Here is an 18,315-nt window from a genome sequence, read left to right as displayed (position 1 = left end):
AGTTGATCACGGTTCCCGATCGCTCACCGCTGCGGGTGGATCACGGCCTTCATCGAGCGCGGCTCGTTGGCCGCCAGCATGAGGGCTTCGGCAGTGTCGTCCAGTCCGAAGTGGTGCGTCACGATCGCACCGGCGTCGACGCGGCCCGACGCCACCAGCGCCATCGCCGTCGGCCAGGTGTGGGCGTAGCGGTTCACGAGCGACACCGACAGCTCGCGCACGTTCAGCCGGGACAGCGGCAGCTCGACCGATTGCTTCGGCATCCCGACCATCGCGGCCCTCCCGCCGTTGCGCAGCCGCCACAGTCCGTCGCCGAGCGCCGTGGGGGCGCCGGAGCACTCGAGCAGCACGTCGAACTCGGGGATGGTGCCGCCCCCTCCCGCCTGCTCGACCTCGAATCCGAGACCGGCGGCGACCTCCAGCCGGTACGGCGAGATATCGGCCAGGCGCACCACGGACGCGCCCAGCGCCCGGGCGACCTGCGCGGCGAGCACGCCGACAGGCCCGGCACCAGACACCAGCACGCGGTCCCCCGGCTGGAGGCCCGCTCGACGGCATGCCCAGATCCCGACGGACAGCGGCTCGAGCATCGCCCCCTCGTCGAAGCTCATGTGGTCCGGCATCGCAAAGAGGTTCCGCTCATCGACGACCATGAACTGCGTCAGCGCGCCGTCGTGCGGCGGCGTCGCGAGAAACACCAGGTCGGCGCAGAGGTGGTAGTTCCCCGCCGTGCAGTCCTCGCAGTCGCGGCACGGCGTGCCCGGCTCGATCGCCACACGGTCTCCGACGCGGACCCGGCTCACGTCCCGACCGAGCGCGACCACGGTGCCCGCGACCTCGTGACCGAGGACGATCGGCCCGTCGACGACCCAGTCCCCGATCCGGCCGACCGTGAAATACGTGGTGTCGGATCCGCACACCCCCACCGACTCGATCCTCACCACCGCCTGGCGAGGACCCGCCGACGGCATTCCGCGGTCGACGATCTCGATCTTCGACAGTTCCGGCATGAGGGCGGTGCGGTTGTCCATGGGCGACTCTCCTTCGTGTCCGATGCGGGGTCAACGCGACATCGTCGCCGCGTGCCATCCACGTGTCTACACGAGTTGAGCGCGGCGGCAAAGCCGGGCGAGGGCGGGACGGATGCCGTGGGCCGCGGCATCCGTCGTCTCGCTCGAAGCGGCGCCGCCCGGGTTTCGGGGGTCACGACACGCGGAATCGCGCGAGGCATTCCGCGTGTTGCGCCACCTGAAGCGGCGGGGTCGCCGGGCGCGGGCGCAGGTGGACGTCGGCCGGGGTCACACCAGGCGCAGCTCGGCGTCGATCGCACGGCACGTCTCGAGCAGGCGCGGCAGGTACTCCTCGACCACGTGCTCCACGGTGTCGCGGGTCGCGCTCGTCGAGACGTTCACTGCGGCCACGATGTCGCCCCGTCGATCGCGGACGGGCGCCGCCACCGACCGCAGCCCGGGCTCGAGCTCGCCGTCGACGAGCGCCCAGCCCTGATCCCGCACGTGCTCGATCTCACGGCGCAGCGCACCCGGGTCGGTCACGGTGCGCTCGGTCAGCGAAGGGAGACGGGATGCCGGCAGCAGCGCGTCGAGCGCGGCATCCGGCATCCCCGCCAGGAGCACGCGCCCCATCGACGTCGCATACGCGGGGAACCGGGTGCCGATGGTGATGCGGACGCTCATGATGCGGCGGGTCGGGACGCGCGCGATGTACACGATGTCGCCGCCGTCGAGCACGGCCGCCGACACGCTCTCGTCGACGTCGCGCGAGAGCTTCTCGAGATGGGGCTGCACGATCTCGGGCAGCGAGAGGGACGAGAGGTAGCTGAAGCCGAGCTCCAGCACCCGCGGCGTCAGGGTGAAGAGGCGCTCGTCGGCGCGGACGTACCCGAGTCGCTCGAGCGTCCGGAGGAACCGCCCGGCCGCCGCGCGCGTGATGTCGGCGCGGCGCGCCACCTCGCTCAGCGTCAGTTCGGGATGTTCCGCGTCGAAGGCCCGGATGACGGCGATGCCCCGTGCGAGGGACTGGACGAAGTCGCCGGAGGCTTCGATCTCGGTCATCCGTCCATTCTCGACTACCGCTCGATCACGACCGCGAGGCCCTGCCCGACGCCGATGCAGATCGCAGCGACCGCGACGCCGCCTCCGCGCTTGCGCAGCTCGTGCGCGGCCCGCCCTATGATGCGGCCGCCGGATGCGCCGAGCGGGTGCCCTATCGCGATCGCGCCGCCCCGCTCGTTGAGCCGCGCCGGATCGAGCTTGGTCCACAGCTGCGCACACGCGAGGCTCTGCGACGCGAACGCCTCGTTCAGCTCGACGAAGTCGACATCCGCCCACGTGCGGCCGGCGCGGGCGAGGGCACGGTTCGCGGCCTCGACGGGAGCGACGCCGAACACGTCCGGGTCGTTCCCGAAGGCACCCCGGCCGGTGATGCGGGCGAGGGGCTCGGCATCCATCGCCCCTTCCCTGCCGAGGAGCACGGCTGACGCTCCGTCGTTGATCGGTGACGAGTTGCCCGCCGTCACGGTGCCGTCGGCGGCGAACAGCGCCTTCAGCCCGGCGAGCTTCTCGAGCGTCGTGTCATCGCGGATGCCTTCGTCGCGAGCGAGCTCCGCCCCGGGAACCTGCACGATCTCGTCGTCGAACGCCCCTTCGGCCCAGGCCTCGGCCGCTCGTCGATGGCTCTGCAGCGCGAAGGCGTCCTGCGCCTCGCGCGAGATGCCGTACATCGAGGCGAGCTTCTCGGCGGACTCGCCGTTCGAGATCGTCCACTCGGCCGGCAGGTTCTTGTTGACCATGCGCCAGCCGATCGACGTGTTCCACAGCGTCTGATTGCCGACCGCCGGCCACGGGCGGGGCGACTTCTCGACGACGAACGGCGCGCGGCTCATCGACTCGACGCCGCCCGCGAGGACGAGGTCGGCGTCGCCGGCTTCGATCGCGCGCGACCCCTGGATCACGGCCTCGACCGACGAGCCGCACAGGCGGTTGACCGTCACGCCGGGCACGCTCGTGGGGAAGCCGGCCAGCAGCGCGCCCATGCGCGCGACGTTGCGGTTGTCTTCGCCGGCCTGGTTGGCATCGCCGAAGATCACGTCCTCGATGCGGGCGGGGTCGAGGCCGGTCCGATCGACGACGGCCTTCATGACGACCGCGGCGAGGTCGTCGGGGCGGACCCCCGAGAGCGCGCCCCCGGCACGGCCGAACGGTGTGCGGACGGCGTCGTAGATGTAAGTGGTGGCGGGCATGTCAGTTCCCTTCGACGGATGTCGCGGCTGAGACTGGGCCCACGCGCCCGGAGGCTCCGCGCGACGCGCCAGCGGCGCGTGGAGTGGGCGTGGGGACCTGCAATTCCAGTCCGATGAGCTCGGCGAGGGACTCCACGGTGTTGTCGCCGAAGGCCTCGCGCACGGCGAAGCCGTCGGGCGTGACGTCGAAGACGGCGTGATCGGTGTAGACGCGGGTGACGCAGCCGACGCCGGTGAGCGGGTACGTACAGGCCTCGACGAGCTTGGACTCGCCGGTCTTCGTGAGCAGGTCGGTCATCACGAACACCTGCTTCGCGCCGATCGCGAGGTCCATTGCGCCGCCGACGGCGGGGATCGCGCCGGGCGCGCCGGTGGACCAGTTCGCGAGGTCGCCGGTCTGCGAGACCTGGAACGCACCCAGCACGCACACGTCCAGGTGCCCGCCGCGCATCATGCCGAACGAGTCGGCGTGGTGGAAGTACGCCGCCCCGGGCAGCGCCGTCACCGGCTGCTTGCCGGCGTTGATGAGGTCGGGGTCGATGCGGTCGGGGTCCGGGGCGGGCCCCATCCCGAGCAGCCCGTTCTCGGTGTGGAGGATGATCTCCTGGTCGGCCGGCAGGAAGTTCGCGACCAGGGTCGGGGCGCCGATCCCGAGGTTCACGTACGAGCCCTCGGCGATGTCGGCCGCGATGCGCTTCGCGAGCTCGTCGCGGCTGATGCGCGTGGCCTGCGTCTTCGGTTCGCTGACGCTCACTGGTCCACCTCCGCCTCTGTCGCCGCATCCGCGCGTTCCCGCAGGCGTCCTTCGATATCGACTCCCCCGGTGAACTCGCCCCCACGCAGCCACGCGCGCTCGCCGACCGCGACGACCCGGTCGACGAAGATGCCTGGGGTGACGACCGTCTCGGGGTCGAGCGATCCGAGCGGCACGACCTCATCGACCTGGGCGATCGTGGTCGTGGCGGCGGATGCCATGATCGGACCGAAGTTGCGCGCCGTCTCGCGGTACACGAGGTTGCCCCACCGGTCGGCCTTGAGGGCGCTGATGAGGGCGAAGTCGGCCTTGATCGGGTACTCCAGCACATAGGTGCGGCCGTCGATCACACGCTCCTCCTTGCCCTCGGCCAGCTCGGTGCCGACGCCCGTGGGCGAGAAGAAGGCACCGATGCCGGCGCCGGCGGCGCGGATGCGCTCGGCGAGATTGCCCTGCGGCACGAGCTCGAGCTCGATCTCGCCGGCACGGTAGAGCCCGTCGAACACCCACGAATCGTGCTGACGCGGGAACGAGCACAGGATCCGGCGGACCCGCCTCTTCGCGAGCAGTGCTGCGAGACCGGTGTCGCCGTTGCCGGCGTTGTTGTTGATGATCGTGAGGCCGGACGCGCCCTGGGCGATCAGCGCGTCGATCAGCTCGACCGGCTGCCCGGCGCGGCCGAAGCCGCCGATCATGATGGTCGCGCCGTCGGGGATGCCGGCGACGGCCTCCTCGACGGATGCCACGGTCTTGTCGATCACGTCCACTCCTTGTTCGCTCTGCGAACACTTGTCCGTACTGCGGCCAGTCTACGCCCTCCCCGGGCTATCGCGAAAGGTCTCTCGGTGCTCGGTGCCCCGCAGTCACTTCTGGCGGATCGAGCCCCACAGATCCGCAGAAAGTGACTGCGGACGCTCGAGGTTTCCTGCACACCTACCGCTCCGCAGTCGCTTTTCGCGGAGTCGAGCCGACGGATCGCCGAAAGTGACTGCGGACGCGGGGATCCCGTGCGCCCGACTGCCGACGCGGAGGATGCTGAGCGCGGGCGCGCGGGTGGGCTACTCGGCGGCGAAGACCTCGCTCGCGATGCGGAACGCCGTGTTCGCCGCGGGAACTCCGCAATACAGGCCGGCCTGCAGGATGACTTCGCGGATCTCGTCGACCGTGAGCCCGTTGCGCAGTGCCGCACGGAGGTGCATCGCGAGCTCCTCGTGGTGGCCGAGGGCGATGAGCGCGGTGATCACCGCGACCGAACGGGAGCGGCGATCGAGCCCCGGACGCGACCAGATGTCACCCCACGCGACGCGCGTGATGAAGTCCTGGAAGTCGGCGGTCAGCTCCGTCGTGTTGGCGACGGCGCGGTCGACGTGCTCGTCCGAGAGCACCTCGCGCCGCACCGACATGCCCTGCTCGTATCGCTGCTGGTCGGTGAGGCCCTCGCCGTCAGGACGCGGCATCCGTCTTCTCCTTCACGACTCGGTCGAAGAACTCGCGCAGCACGGCCACCGTGGCCGTCGCGTCGTCGGCGGGAGGCAGGTGCGCGGCATCGTCGATGCCGACGGAGCGGCCGTCGCGCACGCCACCCACGATCTCGCGAGCGGATGCCTCGGGCGTGACTCCGTCGTGGGCGCCCCACACCGCGAGCACGGGCCGGGCGATCTCGCCGAGGCGGTCGCGCACATCGAAGCCGGCGAGCGCCTCGCAGCACAGGGCGTAGCTCTCGTCGTCGGCGTCCTGCAGTGCGTGCAGCAGACGCCCCGTGATGTCGGGATTGCGCTCGATCGATCCCGGTGCGAACCAGCGCTGCGCCGAGCCCACGATGAGGGTCGACGTGCTCTGCGCGCGCACCTGCGCGGCCCGCTCGTGCCAGGCCTGCGGCTCGCCGATGTGCGCACCCGAGGCGACGATCGCGGCGCCGATCACCTGGTCGGCATGCCGCAGCAGCAGCTCGAGCCCGACGCAGCCGCCGAACGACACCCCCGCGTACAGGAACGGCTCGCCGACGGCCCGGGCGACGGCATCCGCCACCTCCGCCATCGTGAACGGCTCTGTCGCGCGCGGCGAGGCCCCGTGGCCGGGCAGATCCCACGCGAGCACCCGGTAGCCGTCGGCGAGCGTCGGCACGACGTTCTCCCACAGGATCGTCGAGGTGCCCAGCGACGGTCCGAGCACGACGAGCGGTCCCGTTCCGGACCCCGCCGGAGAGCCCGTGAGCGCGATCTCGGGTACGGTCATGAATCCTCCTCGTCGTGGCCGCCGTCGTGCTCCACGGCGTCGTCGACGAACTCGCCCGCGAGCCCGGTGTAGCGCGCCGGGTGGAGCAGCGCGTCGACGTCGAGCGCCTGCGCTTCGGGAAGCCGTCGCACGAGTGCTGCGAGATCGTCGCCGCGCCCGGCCGCGGCGATGAGCGCGCGCACGCGCTCGGCGCCGATCAGCGGTGTCAGCACGATCGACAGCCGCTCCGACACGATGAGCCCGCGCGTGGCGCGCAGGTTGCGTGCCACGGCGTCCGGCTCGACGTGCAGGTCCGCGACGAGCGTCGCGGCATGCGCGGTCGCGCCCAGCGCGAGGCGCAGCAGCTCGCGCAGCGTCGGCCATTCCGCATGCCACGCGCCGTCGGGGCGCTCGTCGCCAGCGAGGGCCGAGGCCAGGTGGAGCGTCGCGGCGAGGTTCGGGGCACGCAGTGCGGCGGAGCGGATGAGAACGGATGACGCGGGGTTGTGCTTCTGCGGCATCGCCGACGATCCGCCGCCGGCGCCTTCCGCGAGCTCGCCGATCTCGGTGCGGCTCAGGGTCGCGACGTCGGCCGCGATCTTGCCGACGGCGTCGACGGCCTGCACGAGCGCGTCGCCGAGCTCGGTGACCGGCCATCGCGACGTGTGCCAGGGCGCGCGCGGCGCGTCGAGCCCGGCCTCGTGCGCGAACGCGGCGATGAGCTCCCGCGCCCGCGCGGGTGAGCCGGCGTGCTCGACGAACGAGGCCCCGGTGCCCGCGGCGCCGCCCAGCTGCGCGGGCAGCTCCGGACGGACCGCGTCCAGGCGCTCTTTCGCTCGCGCGACGCCGCGCAGCCATCCGGCGGCGCGGAGCCCGATCGTCGTGGGAACCGCGTGCTGCGTCAGCGTGCGCGCGGCAGCCACGTCGTCGCGACGAGACCGGGCGAGCGACCGCAGCGAGATCTCGGCGTGCGCGAGCGTGGCGATCACGCGCTCCGACGCCGCGCGGGCGACGAGCATGAGGGCCGTGTCGACGATGTCCTGGCTCGTCGCGCCGCGGTGCAGCCACGCCCGCGCGTCGACCGAGACGCGCTCCCTCATCCGTGCGACGAGCGGGATCACCGGGTTCCCGCCGGCGACGGCCTCCGCGGCGAGCGACGCAACGTCGACGCCATGGTCACGGCATCCGCGGAGCGCGCCCTGCCAGCCGAACTCGGCCTCGATCTCGTCGACGGCCTCGTCGGGCGCGAGACCGAGCTCGCGGTACGCACGGCTGAGCGCCACCTCGGCGGTCACGAGCGCGTCGAGGAACGCGGCATCCGTCACCGTCTCGTCGTGCCCGGCCGTGACCGGCGAGAGCAGCCCTTCATCGATCGCCGTCACGACCGGCCCTCGCATCGCTCGCGGATCGAGGGGCCGGGCCGTCGGGGGTCAGAAGGCAAGGAACACGGTCTCCTTCTCGCCCTGCAGGTGGATGTCGTGGTGCAGATGTCCGTCCGGCAGGCGCGTCGCGATGAGCGTAGCGCGCTCGTCGGGCTCGAGCGAGGACAGCAGCGGGTCGGATGCCCGGAGCTCCTCGTGCTCGGGCAGGTAGATGCGCGTCACGAGCTTGTCGGGCAGACCTCGAGCGAACACGATCACCGAGAAGAACGGTGCACGACCGTCGACGGGGCCGGGGTTGCGCGTCCAGAACTCGTAGCGGCCGACATCGGTCGTGGCGGCGCGACCGAAGCCGGTGAACGAGTGGTCGTCGCGGCGGAACGCGCCGTGTGCGCGGGGGACCTCGCCGTTCTCGTCGGCGCTCCAGATCTCGATGACCGCGTCGGGGATGGGCGCGCCGGCGCCGTCGTACACCGTCCCGCCGAGCACGATGGCACCGGGACTGTGCGGGAAGACCACCTCGTGCTTCTTCGGGTAGTCCAGGCCGAACGCGAAGAACGGCCCGACGGTCTGGCCGCCGGTGGGCTCGTGCGTCTTCGGCCCCAGGTCACGCTTGGTGCGGGTCGAACCGGGCATCAGTGCTCTCCCTCCTCGGGCTCGAACCAGCTCGCGTCGGGGCCGTCGACGACGATGTCGAAGCGATAGCCCATCGAGAACTCCGGCACCGACAGGTCGTGGTCGTAGATCCCGATGAGGCGGTCGCGGTCCTTCTGACGCCAGATCGTGTTGTAGATGGGGTCGAGCGGGAACAGCGGATCGCCCGGGAAGTACATCTGCGTCACGAGGCGCTGCGTGAACCCCGAGCCGAAGATCGAGAAGTGGATGTGGGCGGGGCGCCACGCGTTGACGTGGTTCTTCCACGGGTACGCGCCGGGCTTGATCGTCGTGAACTTGTAGAACCCGTCGTCGTCAGTCACGATGCGGCCCGCGCCGGTGAAGTTCGGGTCGAGCGGTGCGGGATGCTGATCCCGTTGGTGGATGTAGCGGCCCGCGGCGTTGGCCTGCCAGATCTCGACCAGCTGGTTCGCGACGGGACGCCCCCACGAGTCGAGCACGCGGCCCTCGACCGTGATCCGCTCGCCCTGCGGCTCGCCGGTGTGCTGCAGCGTGAGGTCGGCCTCGATCGCGGCGACATCACGCTGGCCGAACGCCGGCGACCACAGCTCGATCGTCTCGGGGTCGACGAGCCGGGGGTTCTTGGTGGGGTGGCGCAGGAGGCTCGACCGGTACGGCGGGAAGTCGTGGAGGCTGATGTTCAGCTTCTCGCCGGCGGCCTCGCGTCGCGCGGCGGCGGCGTGGTAGTCGACGATCTCCTGGGTGATCTCAGCCTGCGTGAGCTGATCGGGCGATGCCAGCAGCGACTCCGGAGCAGCTGCCGTCTGCTCGAGCACCACCGACGACGAGAACGCCTCCTCGCCACGGGGGTCGGCCTGCGCTGCGGTCATGAGGTCTCCTTCGACGACTCGGGTCGTCCCAGCGTCGCACCGGGTCGCCGCCGCGGCACGGCGGATTCCCACTCAGTGGGAATGACGGATGCCGGTAGCCACAGCATCCGTCGACCGCTCAGGTGTCCCGCAGATCGTGGTGGAGGTCCTTGGCGGCCTGCATCACCAAGGGCGCCAGGCGGCGCTCGTCGGCGCGCTCGAGGTGCACGACGATGCCGAGCGCCGTCGGCGGCAGTCCCTCGACCCTCGGAAGCGCCACCGCGACCGACACGTTGCCGAGGGTCATCTCCTCCCGCGTCGTCGCGTAGCCGAGCGCGCGTGCGCGGGCGATGTCGGCGCGCAGCGCCGCCTCGGTGGTGATCGAGTGGACGGTCTCTCGCTCCAGCGGCACGCGGAAGTACCGCTCGAGCCACGGCTCGTCCCGCGTGGCGAGCAGCGCCTTGCCGACGCCCGTGGTGTGCAGGGGTCCTCGTCCGCCCATGCGGCTCAGGGTCGGGATCGACTGACGGCCGGTCAGGCGCCCCACGTACAGCGCGGTCGTCGTCTCGGGAGTCGCGCCGTCGAGCACGGCGAGGTGCACGTTCTCGCCGGTCGCCTCGTACAGCCGCACCATGTGCGGCAGCGCCGTCTCGCGCAGCCGCAGCGACAGCGGCGAGAGCTCGCCGAGCTCCCACAGTCGCGGACCGATCGCGTACGTGCGGCCGGGTCCGCGGGTGAGCAGCCCCTCGGCGACGAGTCCCGCCAGAAGCCGGTGCAGCGTCGACGACGCGAGCCCCGTGCGCTCCCCCAGCTCCGCGGCCGTGATGGCCGGCTCGTCGTCGGTGAAGCAGCCGAGCACGCGCAGCATGCGCCCGAGCATGCCCTCGCCGTCGGTCATGGCGCCTCCCTGGTGCGAGGCTACCCGTCCTGTCCGTTCCGAACTCCTGAGAACCGGCCGCGGCCCACCCGGATCGCGGCGTTCCGAGCCACGCCGTCGCCGGTTCTGAGGAGTTGCGCGCACCGCGCCCGTGAGACAGTGGGCGCATGGCCAACTCGCCCTCCGGCGACTCGATGACCGCGCGCATCGTGCGCGTGCTCGAGACGTTCACGGCGGAGCGGTCGGTGCAGACGACCGCCGAGATCGGCCGCCGCGCCGGCCTGCCGTCGACGACGGCTCACCGCATCGTCGACGAGCTCGTCGCGGCCGGCCTGCTCGAACGCGACGAGGACCGCCGCGTGCACCTCGGCATGCACCTGTGGGAGCTCGCGCTGCGCGGGTCCACCGCTCTGCGGCTGCGGCAGGCCGCGCTCCCGCACATGGAGGCCGTGCAGGCCCGCATCCGCGAGCACACGCAGCTCGCGGTGCTCGAGCAGGACGAGGCGCTCTTCCTCGAGCGGCTGTCCCACCCCGACGCGGGAGCGAACATCACCCGCATCGCCGGCCGCCTGCCCCTGCACGCGTCGTCGTCGGGCCTGGTGCTGCTCGCGCACGCCCCGCCGCCCGTTCGCGAGCGCGTCCTCGCCAGTCCGCTGCGCGCCCTCGCTCCCGAGACGGTGACGGATGCCGCACGCCTGCGCCGCATCCTCGCCGAAGTCCGTCGCAGCGGGGTGGTGGTGGCGCCGGGATCGGTCGAGGCGGTTTCGACGGGCGTCGCGGTGCCGATCCGCGACCGGGGCGAGGTCGTCGCGGCGCTGTCGGTGGTGCTGCCCCGCGAGACCCCGACCGAGCCGTCGATCGCCGCGCTGCGCGACGCGGCCGCGGCGATCGAGGCGGCGCTGCGCTCGGACCGTCGCTGACCCCCTCGCGGCGCGCATCGCGGTCTGGGTGCGCGCAACTCAGGCGGCGGCGTGGTCGGGGCGCGCATCGCGGTCTGGGTGCGCGTAACTCAGGCGGCGGCGTCGTCGAGGCCCGGTTCGCGCGGCATCCGGCAGGTTCTGCCTGAGTTGTGCGCACAGTGACGCTCGGCCGATGCGCGAGCGTCCGTCGCGACGATGCCCGATCAACGGGAATCTCGTCCCGCCTCGAGATGCCCGCGGCACACTGGTGCGCAGCATCCGTCATCGACCGTCGAAGGAGACGCCATGACCACGATCCGCACCCGCGTCGCGATCGTCGGCGCCGGCCCGGCCGGCCTGCTGCTGTCGCACCTGCTCGGCATCGCCGGCATCGAGTCCATCGTGATCGACCAGCGATCGCGCGAAGAGATCGAGACGACGATCCGGGCCGGCATCCTCGAGCAAGGCACCGTCGAAGTCCTGGACTCGACGGGCGCGTCGAGCCGCGTCCGCACGGTCGGCAACCGCCACGACGGCATCGAGCTGCGCTTCGCCGGCGCCGGGCATCGCATCGACTTCGCCGATCTCGTCGGGCGCGGCGTGTGGCTGTATCCGCAGCACGAGGTGCTCAAGGACCTCATCGCGGTCCGCCTCGACAAGGGCCAGGATCTGCGATTCGGCGTCACGGCGCAGCGCGTCGAGGACGCGGCATCCGATCGCCCCCGTGTCATCGCGACCGACGCGGAGGGGGCGCCCCTCGTCATCGAGGCCGAGTTCGTCGTGGGCGCGGACGGCTCGCGCAGCGTCGTGCGCGAGGCCGTGACCGGCTCGTCGACGGGCGGCTATTTCCGCGAGTACCCGTTCGCCTGGTTCGGGATCCTCTGCGAGGCGCCGCCGAGCGCCGACGAGCTCATCTACAGCAACTCCCCCGACGGCTTCGCCCTCATCAGCCAGCGCAGCGCCACGGTGCAGCGCATGTACTTCCAGTGCGACCCGGATGCCGATCCCGACGCCCTCACCGAAGAGCAGCTGTGGCAGGCGCTCCAGGCCCGCGTGCCCGGCACGACGCTGAAGGAGGGCCGGATCTTCCAGCGCGACGTGCTGCGGTTCCGCAGCTTCGTCGCGCACGAGCTGCTGCACGGACGCGCCGCCCTCATCGGCGATGCCGCGCACACGGTGCCGCCGACGGGCGCGAAGGGCATGAACCTCGCGGTCGCCGACGTCATGGTGCTCGAGCGCGCGCTGCGCGCCCTGCTGCTCGAGAACGATGGGCGGCTCATCGAGGCGTTCCCCGAGACGGCGCTGCACCGCATCTGGAAGGCGCAGCACTTCTCGTGGTGGATGACGAGCATGCTCCACGTCGCGCCCGACGCGTCGGACTTCGACCGGCTGCGGCAGCTCGGCGAGCTGCGCTCGGTGGTCGAGTCCGAGGCCGGCCGCCGCTTCCTCGCAGAGGCGTACACGGGCTGGCCGCTCGAAGGTCTCGCCTGACCGCCCCGCACGCCGCGCAGCGGCCGCTGCCGTGGGTTCACATGCCTTGGATGCACGGCGATGCCACGTCGAAGCGTGCGCGCGTGAGCCTCGCGGGAGGACCGCGATCCACCCGCTGACCGGGAGTGAACGGATGCCTCGGCGCGGGCCTCGGCTATAGTCCGGTGCCCATGGGCCCAACGCCGCCGACCGCCCCGCCTCAGCCGTCGCGCACCGCGTCGGGGGCGATGCTGCTCGTGGCCGTGTGCCTGGTCGCGGCGAACATGCGGCCCGCGATCACCGACCTCGGCCCGCTGCTCGATCAGATCGGGGCCGACACCGGCATGTCGGTGCCCGCCCTGGGCGTCCTGGCCGCCGTGCCGCTCGTGGCGTGGGCGGTGTTCTCACCGCTCGCCCACGACCTCAGCCGCCGCTTCGGGCAGCCGCGGGTGCTGCTGTGGTCGCTGTTCGTGCTCTTCGCCGGCACTCTGGTGCGGTCTCTTCCCGGCCCGGTCGTGAGCCTGTGGATCGGCACCGCGATCATCGGCATCGGCATCGCGATCATCAACGTGCTCATGCCCGCCGTGGTCAAGCGCGAGTTCCCGGGCCGCGTCCCGGCCGTCACCGCGATCTACACGGCCCTGCTCGCCGGGTTCGGCGCCGTCTCGTCGGGCGTCGCCGTGCCGATCTCGCACCTCGACGTCGGCGGCGAGCCGGCGGGGTGGCGGACGGCGCTCCTGGTCACCGGCGCCGCGCTCCTCCCCTTCGCCGTCGCGGGCTGGTGGTGGGCGCATCGGGGCGCCGAGCACGCCCACGTCCGCTCCGCCGCCGCGCGCGGCCGCACCGGCATCTGGTCGGACCCCGTCGCATGGCTCGTCGCGGTGTACATGGGGCTGCAGGCCTCGATGTTCTACATGTTCGTGACCTGGCTCGCGCCGCTGTCGATGTCGGTGGGCCGTTCGGAGGTCGTCGCGGGCATCGACGTCATGGTCTACCAGCTGTTCTCACTGGCGGGGTGCATGCTGCTGCCGCTGATCCTCCGCGGCGGCCTCGAGCGGTGGGCGCCTGCCCTCATCCCGTCGCTCGCGATCGTCGGCGTCGCGGGGCTGATGGCGGCTCCGGCCGCCGTGATCGTGTGGGGCTCGCTCATCGGTCTCACTGGCGGCGCGACCCTCGCGATGTCGCTCACGCTCATGGCGCAGCGCGCCCGCGACCACGACACGTCGACGGCGCTGTCGGGCATGTCGCAATCGGTCGGCTACGTCATCGCCGCGCTCGGTCCGGTCGCGTTCGGCGCGCTGCACAGCCTCTCGGGCGGGTGGGTCGCCTCCCTCGCGCTCGTGCTGGCCGTGCTCGCCGCCCTCACCGTGGTCGGCGTCTTCGCGGGCCGCAACCGCTACGTGCTCGACCGCCGCTGACGCGGTCACCGGATGCCGCGGCTCTCGCACCGTCGCCCCGCCCCCTCAGGTGGCGCAACACGCGGAATCGACACACGCACCCCGCGTGTCGTGACACCCGAGCGCCGCCCCCGAGCCCGCACCACGCCGACCCCACGCCGGCGCGCCCACTCAGGTGGCGCAACACGCGGTATCCACGCACGCACCCCGCGTGTCGCGACACCCGAGCGGCGCCCCAGATCCCGCGCTACGCCGACCCCACGCCGGCCCGCCCCCTCAGGTGGCGCAACACGCGGAATCGACACACGCACCCCGCGTGTCGTGACACCTGAGCGCCGCTCCCAAGCCCACGCCGCGCCGACCCCACGCCGGCCCGCCCCCTCAGGTGGCGCAACACGCGGAATCGACACACGCACCCCGCGTGTCGTGACACCCGAGCGCCGCCCCCGAGCGACACCCGAGCGCCGAGCCCCGGGCAGCGGTCACTCGGAGGGGAACGCGAGCCGCCGCAGCAGCGCCGTGAGCGTCTCCCTCTCGGCATCCGAGAGCTCGGCGTGCACACGCTCCTCGGCGGCGCGCGCCGACTCCCGCGCCGACTCGGCGAGCGCTCGTCCCGCATCAGTGGCCACGACGACGTTCGCACGCCGGTCTGCGGGGTCGGGCCGGCGCTCGACGAGTCCGCGGGACTGCAGGTCGTCGACGAGGCTCACGACCTGGCTCGGATCGAGCCGCAGGAACTCGGCGAGCTCGCGCTGCGACGGCCGCGCCTCGCCCGCGGCGAGCGTCAGCACCGAATACGAGCGGGCCTTGAGTCCGTGATCGCCCAGCGCGCTGTTGCCGGCGGCGAGCGCGATGGCGTTCGCCCGTGCCAGCAGGAAGCTGAGGTCGTCCGTGAGCACCGACCGGCGCAGGCCCGTGTCGGATGCAGCGGCGGGCTTCGGCATGGGTCTGATGGTAGCCGAGTTCGTGGATGAACGGAACGATTGACATTGTCAATGGTTTGGTCGTGTAATGGACTCAGCAACGAAGGAGTCACGCATGTCACTGCAAGGCAAAGTCGCCATCGTCACCGGGTCGGGCCGGGGCCTGGGTCTCGCGTACGCTCAGGAGCTCGCCCGGCAGGGCGCTGCCGTGGTGATCAACGACGTGGACGAAGCCACCGCGGCCGACGCCGTCGCGAGCATCGAGTCCGCCGGCGGCAGGGCGGTCGCCGTCGTGGCTCCGGTCGGCCCCACCGAGACGGCGAGGCAGCTGGTGCAGACAGCGGTCGACACGTTCGGGCGGCTCGACATCCTCGTCACCAACGCCGGCGTGCTGCGCGACACGGTGCTGTGGAAGATGAGCGACGACGACTTCGACACCGTGATCGACGTGCACCTGCGCGGCACCTTCACGTGCGTGCGCGAGGCCGCGACCCACATGCGCGAGACGAGCACGCCCGGCCGCATCATCTGCATCGGCTCGCCGACCGGGCAGCGCGGCAACTTCGGCCAGACCAACTACGCCGCCGCCAAGGCCGGCATCGTCGGCATGGTGCGCACGTGGGCGCTCGAGCTGAAGAAGGCCGGGATCACCGCGAACGCCGTGATCCCGGTCGCCGCGACCGCCATGACCGCGACCGTTCCGTACTTCGCCGCCGCCGTCGAGGCCGATGCCAAGGGCGAGCCGATGCCCGCCTTCTTCCGTCACGACCTCGGGTTCGGCACGTCGGACGACGTCGCGGGGCTCATCGCCTATCTGGCGTCGGATGCCGCGGCATCCGTCACCGGGCAGGCCATCGGCATCGGCGGCGACCGCCTGCAGCTGTGGTCGCACCCCGAGCCCGTCGCGTCGGCGTACCGCGAGGGCGGCTGGACCTACGACGCGCTGCAGCACGGCTTCGCGGATGCCGTCGGCGAGCTGCAGTCCGTGGGCGAGACCTTCCCGCCCCTGCCCGAGGAGCTCCAGCGCCCCGCAGCCGGTCGTTGAGCGAGCGAAGCGAGACGAATCGCCGATGACCCGCTACGAACCCGCGATCGATCTCGACGCCATCACGGCGATCGACGTGCACGTGCACATCGAGGTCGACGGCCACGGTCATGCGTCGCTGCCGCACGACCTCGCCGAGGCCGCGTCGAGGTACTTCAGCGCCGACGGTCCGCGTCCCGACCTCGACTCGATCGCCGACCACTACCGCGAGCGCCGCATGGCCGCTGTGGTGTTCACCGTCGACGCGCACACCCACCTGCGCCACCCGGCGCTCTCGAGCGCCGAAATCGCGGAAGGCGCCGCACGCAACAACGACGTGCTCATCCCCTTCGGGTCGGTGGACCCGAACCGGGGCGCCGAGGCGGTCGAGCTCGCCCGCGCGCTGATCGCCGAGCACGGCGTGCGCGGCTTCAAGTTCCACCCCACCGTGCAGGGGTTCGACCCGTCGGACGAGGCGCACTTCCCGCTGTACGAGCTGCTGCAGGATGCCGGCGTGGTCGCGCTGTTCCACACCGGCCAGACCGGCATCGGCGCAGGCCTTCCCGGAGGGCGCGGCCTGCTGCTGGGCCTTTCGAACCCGATTCTGCTCGACCCGGTGGCCGCGCGCTTCCCCGAGCTGCAGATCGTCATGGCCCACCCGTCGGTGCCGTGGCAGGACGAGGCGCTGGCTGTCGCGACGCACAAGCACAACACCTGGATCGACCTGTCGGGGTGGAGCCCCAAGTACTTCCCGGAGTCGCTCGTGCGCGCGGCGAACTCGTACCTCAAGGGCCGGGTGCTCTTCGGCTCGGACTTCCCGCTGCTCACGCCGGACCGATGGATGCGGGATGCCGACGCCGCCGGCTCGTTCAAGCCCGAGGTCATGCCCGGCATCCTCAAGGACAACGCCGCACGTCTGCTGGGACTCGGGGGCTGACATGCCCGCGCTCGAGGCGGATGCGACGTTCGGGTTCGACCCGTACGCGATCGCGTCCGCGCGGCTGAGCCCCTCGGCGCGAGCCGCGCTCGAGCGTCTGCAGCAGACGCTGGATCGCAGCATCCGTCCCCTCCTCGCCGAGGCGTGGGAGACGGCGACCATGCCGGCGGAGGTGCTCGACGGGCTCATCCCCCTCGACCTCATGCAGCCGGAGGGAGTGGATGCCGCGGAGGCGGGTTCGAGCATGTTCTCGGGCTTCCGCAACTACGTGCTCGCGCGCACCGACGTGTCGGTGGCCACGCTGTACAACGCGCAATCGGGGCTGTTCCGCACCGCAGTCGCGCTCGGCGGGTCGCCGGCACAGGCAGCCGAGCTCGACCCGCGGGTTCGCAGCTTCGAGCTGAAAGGCGTCTTCGCGCTCACCGAGCCCGAGCACGGGTCCGACATCGCCGGCGGCCTCGCGACCACCGCGCGACGCGAGGGCGATCACTGGGTGATCGACGGCCGCAAGAAGTGGATCGGCGGCGCTGCGGCATCCGACGTGCTCGTCGTCTTCGCCCGCGACCAGGACGACCGGCAGGTCAAGGCGTTCCTCGTGCCGACGGAGGCCGCCGGCGTGCGCGTCGAGGCGATCAGCGGCAAGGTGTCGCTGCGGCCCATGCCGAACGCGCTCATCACGCTTCACGACGTGCGCGTGGCCGAGGCGTCCCGCCTGCAGAACGTGAACGGCTGGCGCGACGTGGCCCGCATCCTGCGCGCGATGCGGTCGGACGTCGCCTGGATCGCCGCAGGCCTCCAGGCCGGCGCCCTCGACGCCGCCGTGCGGTACGTGCGCGAGCGGCACCAGTTCGACCGCCCCGTCGGCGGCTTTCAGCTCGTGCAGGAGAAGCTCGCCCGCATGCTCGGCAACACCGTGGCGTCACTCGCACTCGTCGTGCAGCTGTCGGCGCGGCAGGATCAGGGCGAGTTCGCCGACGAGAACTCCGCCCTCGCCAAGATGCAGACCGCGCGCCTCGCGCGCGAGACCGTCGCGCTCGGCCGCGAGGTGCTCGGCGGCAACGGAATCCTGCTCCCGCACGACGCCGCGCGGTTCTTCGCCGACGCCGAAGCCGTGTACTCGTACGAGGGCACGCACGAGATCAACGCCCTCATCGTCGGCCGCGCCCTCACCGGCGTCTCGGCATTCACCTGATCCCCGATCCCCAGCCAAGGAGAACATCCATGACCACCACCGTCGACTACGCCGACGTCGCCGGGCTCGCCGGCACCGATCTCGGCTTCACCGAGTGGCTCGAGGTCACGCAGGACCGTGTGAACCTCTTCGCCGACGCCACCGACGACCACCAGTGGATCCACGTCGACCCCGAGCGTGCGGCATCCGGCCCCTTCGGCGCCCCTATCGCCCACGGCTTCCTGAGCCTCTCGCTCACCGTGAAGTTCTGGTCCGAGCTGTTCGACGTGACCGGCGTCACGACGCGCGTGAACTACGGCCTCGACAAGGTGCGGTTCGTCTCGCCCGTGAAGGTCGGCGCGCGCGTGCGCGGCGGCGCGGTGATCGCCGAGGTCACCGAGGTGCGCGGCGGCTACCAGTTCGCCGTCGACCAGACGATCGAGATCGAGGGCGCCGACAAGCCCGCTGTCGTCGCGCGCGGCCTGTACCGCTTCTACGCCTGACCCCGACGGGTCGCTCACGTCCTC

Annotated in this window: 19 protein-coding genes; 7 read left to right on the top strand and 12 right to left on the bottom strand. The window is 71.8% G+C overall.

Going from position 1 to position 18,315, the window contains the following annotated elements; translation table 11 throughout:
• Positions 1 to 23: 23 nt before the first annotated feature.
• The 11 genes from AC3ANN_RS00670 to AC3ANN_RS00620 all read right to left on the bottom strand — a co-directional run bounded on the left by AC3ANN_RS00670 (position 24) and on the right by AC3ANN_RS00620 (position 9,988).
• The gene (locus AC3ANN_RS00670; RefSeq protein WP_488339088.1) at positions 24 to 1,031 is read right to left on the bottom strand and encodes an NAD(P)-dependent alcohol dehydrogenase; all 1,008 of its coding nucleotides are present in this window, start codon (positions 1,029 to 1,031) and stop codon (positions 24 to 26) included.
• A 267-nt stretch (positions 1,032 to 1,298) separates the two neighbouring features.
• On the bottom strand, positions 1,299 to 2,072 hold the full coding sequence (locus AC3ANN_RS00665) for an IclR family transcriptional regulator domain-containing protein (protein WP_488339087.1): 774 nt from the start codon (positions 2,070 to 2,072) through the stop codon (positions 1,299 to 1,301).
• Positions 2,073 to 2,086: 14 nt separating this feature from the next.
• Entirely contained in the window at positions 2,087 to 3,259 is a 1,173-nt protein-coding gene (locus AC3ANN_RS00660) for a thiolase family protein (RefSeq protein ID WP_488339086.1), read from the bottom strand.
• Position 3,260: 1 nt separating this feature from the next.
• Positions 3,261 to 4,013, bottom strand: a complete 753-nt coding sequence (locus AC3ANN_RS00655; RefSeq protein ID WP_488339085.1) for a 3-oxoacid CoA-transferase subunit B — start codon at positions 4,011 to 4,013, stop codon at positions 3,261 to 3,263.
• Complete coding sequence (locus AC3ANN_RS00650; RefSeq protein ID WP_488339084.1) at positions 4,010 to 4,774, bottom strand: 3-oxoacid CoA-transferase subunit A; 765 nt, start codon at positions 4,772 to 4,774, stop codon at positions 4,010 to 4,012. Before AC3ANN_RS00650 ends, AC3ANN_RS00655 begins: the two co-directional genes overlap by 4 nt.
• Positions 4,775 to 5,071: 297 nt before the next feature.
• Entirely contained in the window at positions 5,072 to 5,470 is a 399-nt protein-coding gene (pcaC, locus tag AC3ANN_RS00645) for a 4-carboxymuconolactone decarboxylase (RefSeq protein ID WP_488339083.1), read from the bottom strand.
• Complete coding sequence (locus AC3ANN_RS00640) at positions 5,457 to 6,248, bottom strand: alpha/beta fold hydrolase (protein WP_488339082.1); 792 nt, start codon at positions 6,246 to 6,248, stop codon at positions 5,457 to 5,459. Before AC3ANN_RS00640 ends, pcaC begins: the two co-directional genes overlap by 14 nt.
• Positions 6,245 to 7,609 (bottom strand): lyase family protein, encoded by a 1,365-nt coding sequence (locus tag AC3ANN_RS00635; protein WP_488339081.1) that lies wholly within the window; start codon positions 7,607 to 7,609, stop codon positions 6,245 to 6,247. Before AC3ANN_RS00635 ends, AC3ANN_RS00640 begins: the two co-directional genes overlap by 4 nt.
• Before the next feature lie 48 nt (positions 7,610 to 7,657).
• On the bottom strand, positions 7,658 to 8,242 hold the full coding sequence (pcaG, locus tag AC3ANN_RS00630; protein WP_488339080.1) for a protocatechuate 3,4-dioxygenase subunit alpha: 585 nt from the start codon (positions 8,240 to 8,242) through the stop codon (positions 7,658 to 7,660).
• On the bottom strand, positions 8,242 to 9,111 hold the full coding sequence (pcaH, locus tag AC3ANN_RS00625) for a protocatechuate 3,4-dioxygenase subunit beta (protein ID WP_488339079.1): 870 nt from the start codon (positions 9,109 to 9,111) through the stop codon (positions 8,242 to 8,244). The genes pcaG and pcaH overlap by 1 nt, the downstream gene beginning before the upstream one ends.
• A gap of 118 nt (positions 9,112 to 9,229) precedes the next feature.
• Positions 9,230 to 9,988, bottom strand: a complete 759-nt coding sequence (locus AC3ANN_RS00620) for an IclR family transcriptional regulator (protein WP_488339078.1) — start codon at positions 9,986 to 9,988, stop codon at positions 9,230 to 9,232.
• A gap of 146 nt (positions 9,989 to 10,134) precedes the next feature.
• Here AC3ANN_RS00620 and AC3ANN_RS00615 point away from each other — a divergent pair, with 146 nt between their 5' ends.
• The 3 genes from AC3ANN_RS00615 to AC3ANN_RS00605 all read left to right on the top strand — a co-directional run bounded on the left by AC3ANN_RS00615 (position 10,135) and on the right by AC3ANN_RS00605 (position 13,754).
• Positions 10,135 to 10,887: an IclR family transcriptional regulator gene (locus AC3ANN_RS00615; protein ID WP_488339077.1), complete on the top strand. Its 753-nt coding sequence runs from the start codon at positions 10,135 to 10,137 to the stop codon at positions 10,885 to 10,887.
• Between the two features lie 285 nt (positions 10,888 to 11,172).
• A complete protein-coding gene (locus AC3ANN_RS00610) occupies positions 11,173 to 12,357 on the top strand; it encodes a 4-hydroxybenzoate 3-monooxygenase (RefSeq protein ID WP_488339076.1) in 1,185 nt (394 codons plus the stop codon).
• 170 nt (positions 12,358 to 12,527) lie between these two features.
• Complete coding sequence (locus tag AC3ANN_RS00605; protein ID WP_488339075.1) at positions 12,528 to 13,754, top strand: MFS transporter; 1,227 nt, start codon at positions 12,528 to 12,530, stop codon at positions 13,752 to 13,754.
• A 461-nt stretch (positions 13,755 to 14,215) separates the two neighbouring features.
• Here AC3ANN_RS00605 and AC3ANN_RS00600 read toward each other — a convergent pair whose 3' ends face one another.
• The gene (locus AC3ANN_RS00600) at positions 14,216 to 14,677 is read right to left on the bottom strand and encodes a MarR family winged helix-turn-helix transcriptional regulator (protein ID WP_488339074.1); all 462 of its coding nucleotides are present in this window, start codon (positions 14,675 to 14,677) and stop codon (positions 14,216 to 14,218) included.
• Positions 14,678 to 14,771: 94 nt separating this feature from the next.
• On the opposite strand from AC3ANN_RS00600, the gene AC3ANN_RS00595 reads away from it, so the two are divergent.
• The 4 genes from AC3ANN_RS00595 to AC3ANN_RS00580 are packed head-to-tail and all read left to right on the top strand — an operon-like array spanning position 14,772 to position 18,291.
• Positions 14,772 to 15,701, top strand: a complete 930-nt coding sequence (locus AC3ANN_RS00595; protein WP_488339073.1) for an SDR family oxidoreductase — start codon at positions 14,772 to 14,774, stop codon at positions 15,699 to 15,701.
• A gap of 25 nt (positions 15,702 to 15,726) precedes the next feature.
• Positions 15,727 to 16,617, top strand: coding sequence for an amidohydrolase family protein (locus AC3ANN_RS00590; protein WP_488339072.1), 891 nt, complete (start codon positions 15,727 to 15,729; stop codon positions 16,615 to 16,617).
• A 1-nt stretch (position 16,618) separates the two neighbouring features.
• Positions 16,619 to 17,809, top strand: a complete 1,191-nt coding sequence (locus tag AC3ANN_RS00585; RefSeq protein ID WP_488339071.1) for an acyl-CoA dehydrogenase family protein — start codon at positions 16,619 to 16,621, stop codon at positions 17,807 to 17,809.
• A gap of 29 nt (positions 17,810 to 17,838) precedes the next feature.
• Positions 17,839 to 18,291, top strand: a complete 453-nt coding sequence (locus AC3ANN_RS00580; protein WP_488339070.1) for a MaoC family dehydratase — start codon at positions 17,839 to 17,841, stop codon at positions 18,289 to 18,291.
• The last annotated feature ends 24 nt before the right edge of the window (positions 18,292 to 18,315 follow it).

It is taken from the genome of Microbacterium sp. STRO-2N (assembly GCF_057747775.1).
Note: the sequence above shows the minus strand (reverse complement) of the source record. Positions and strands in the feature narration are given on the sequence as shown.

Bases quoted from the DNA above. Each gene is read 5' to 3' on its own strand.
- AC3ANN_RS00670 (WP_488339088.1), bottom strand. From the start codon at position 1,031: ATGGACAACCGCACCGCCCTCATGCCGGAACTGTCGAAGATCGAGATC.
- AC3ANN_RS00665 (WP_488339087.1), bottom strand. From the start codon at position 2,072: ATGACCGAGATCGAAGCCTCCGGCGACTTCGTCCAGTCCCTCGCACGG.
- AC3ANN_RS00660 (WP_488339086.1), bottom strand. From the start codon at position 3,259: ATGCCCGCCACCACTTACATCTACGACGCCGTCCGCACACCGTTCGGC.
- pcaC (WP_488339083.1), bottom strand. From the start codon at position 5,470: ATGCCGCGTCCTGACGGCGAGGGCCTCACCGACCAGCAGCGATACGAG.
- AC3ANN_RS00640 (WP_488339082.1), bottom strand. From the start codon at position 6,248: ATGACCGTACCCGAGATCGCGCTCACGGGCTCTCCGGCGGGGTCCGGA.
- pcaG (WP_488339080.1), bottom strand. From the start codon at position 8,242: ATGCCCGGTTCGACCCGCACCAAGCGTGACCTGGGGCCGAAGACGCAC.
- pcaH (WP_488339079.1), bottom strand. From the start codon at position 9,111: ATGACCGCAGCGCAGGCCGACCCCCGTGGCGAGGAGGCGTTCTCGTCG.
- AC3ANN_RS00620 (WP_488339078.1), bottom strand. From the start codon at position 9,988: ATGACCGACGGCGAGGGCATGCTCGGGCGCATGCTGCGCGTGCTCGGC.
- AC3ANN_RS00615 (WP_488339077.1), top strand. From the start codon at position 10,135: ATGGCCAACTCGCCCTCCGGCGACTCGATGACCGCGCGCATCGTGCGC.
- AC3ANN_RS00610 (WP_488339076.1), top strand. From the start codon at position 11,173: ATGACCACGATCCGCACCCGCGTCGCGATCGTCGGCGCCGGCCCGGCC.
- AC3ANN_RS00605 (WP_488339075.1), top strand. From the start codon at position 12,528: ATGGGCCCAACGCCGCCGACCGCCCCGCCTCAGCCGTCGCGCACCGCG.
- AC3ANN_RS00600 (WP_488339074.1), bottom strand. From the start codon at position 14,677: ATGCCGAAGCCCGCCGCTGCATCCGACACGGGCCTGCGCCGGTCGGTG.
- AC3ANN_RS00595 (WP_488339073.1), top strand. From the start codon at position 14,772: ATGTCACTGCAAGGCAAAGTCGCCATCGTCACCGGGTCGGGCCGGGGC.
- AC3ANN_RS00590 (WP_488339072.1), top strand. From the start codon at position 15,727: ATGACCCGCTACGAACCCGCGATCGATCTCGACGCCATCACGGCGATC.
- AC3ANN_RS00585 (WP_488339071.1), top strand. From the start codon at position 16,619: ATGCCCGCGCTCGAGGCGGATGCGACGTTCGGGTTCGACCCGTACGCG.
- AC3ANN_RS00580 (WP_488339070.1), top strand. From the start codon at position 17,839: ATGACCACCACCGTCGACTACGCCGACGTCGCCGGGCTCGCCGGCACC.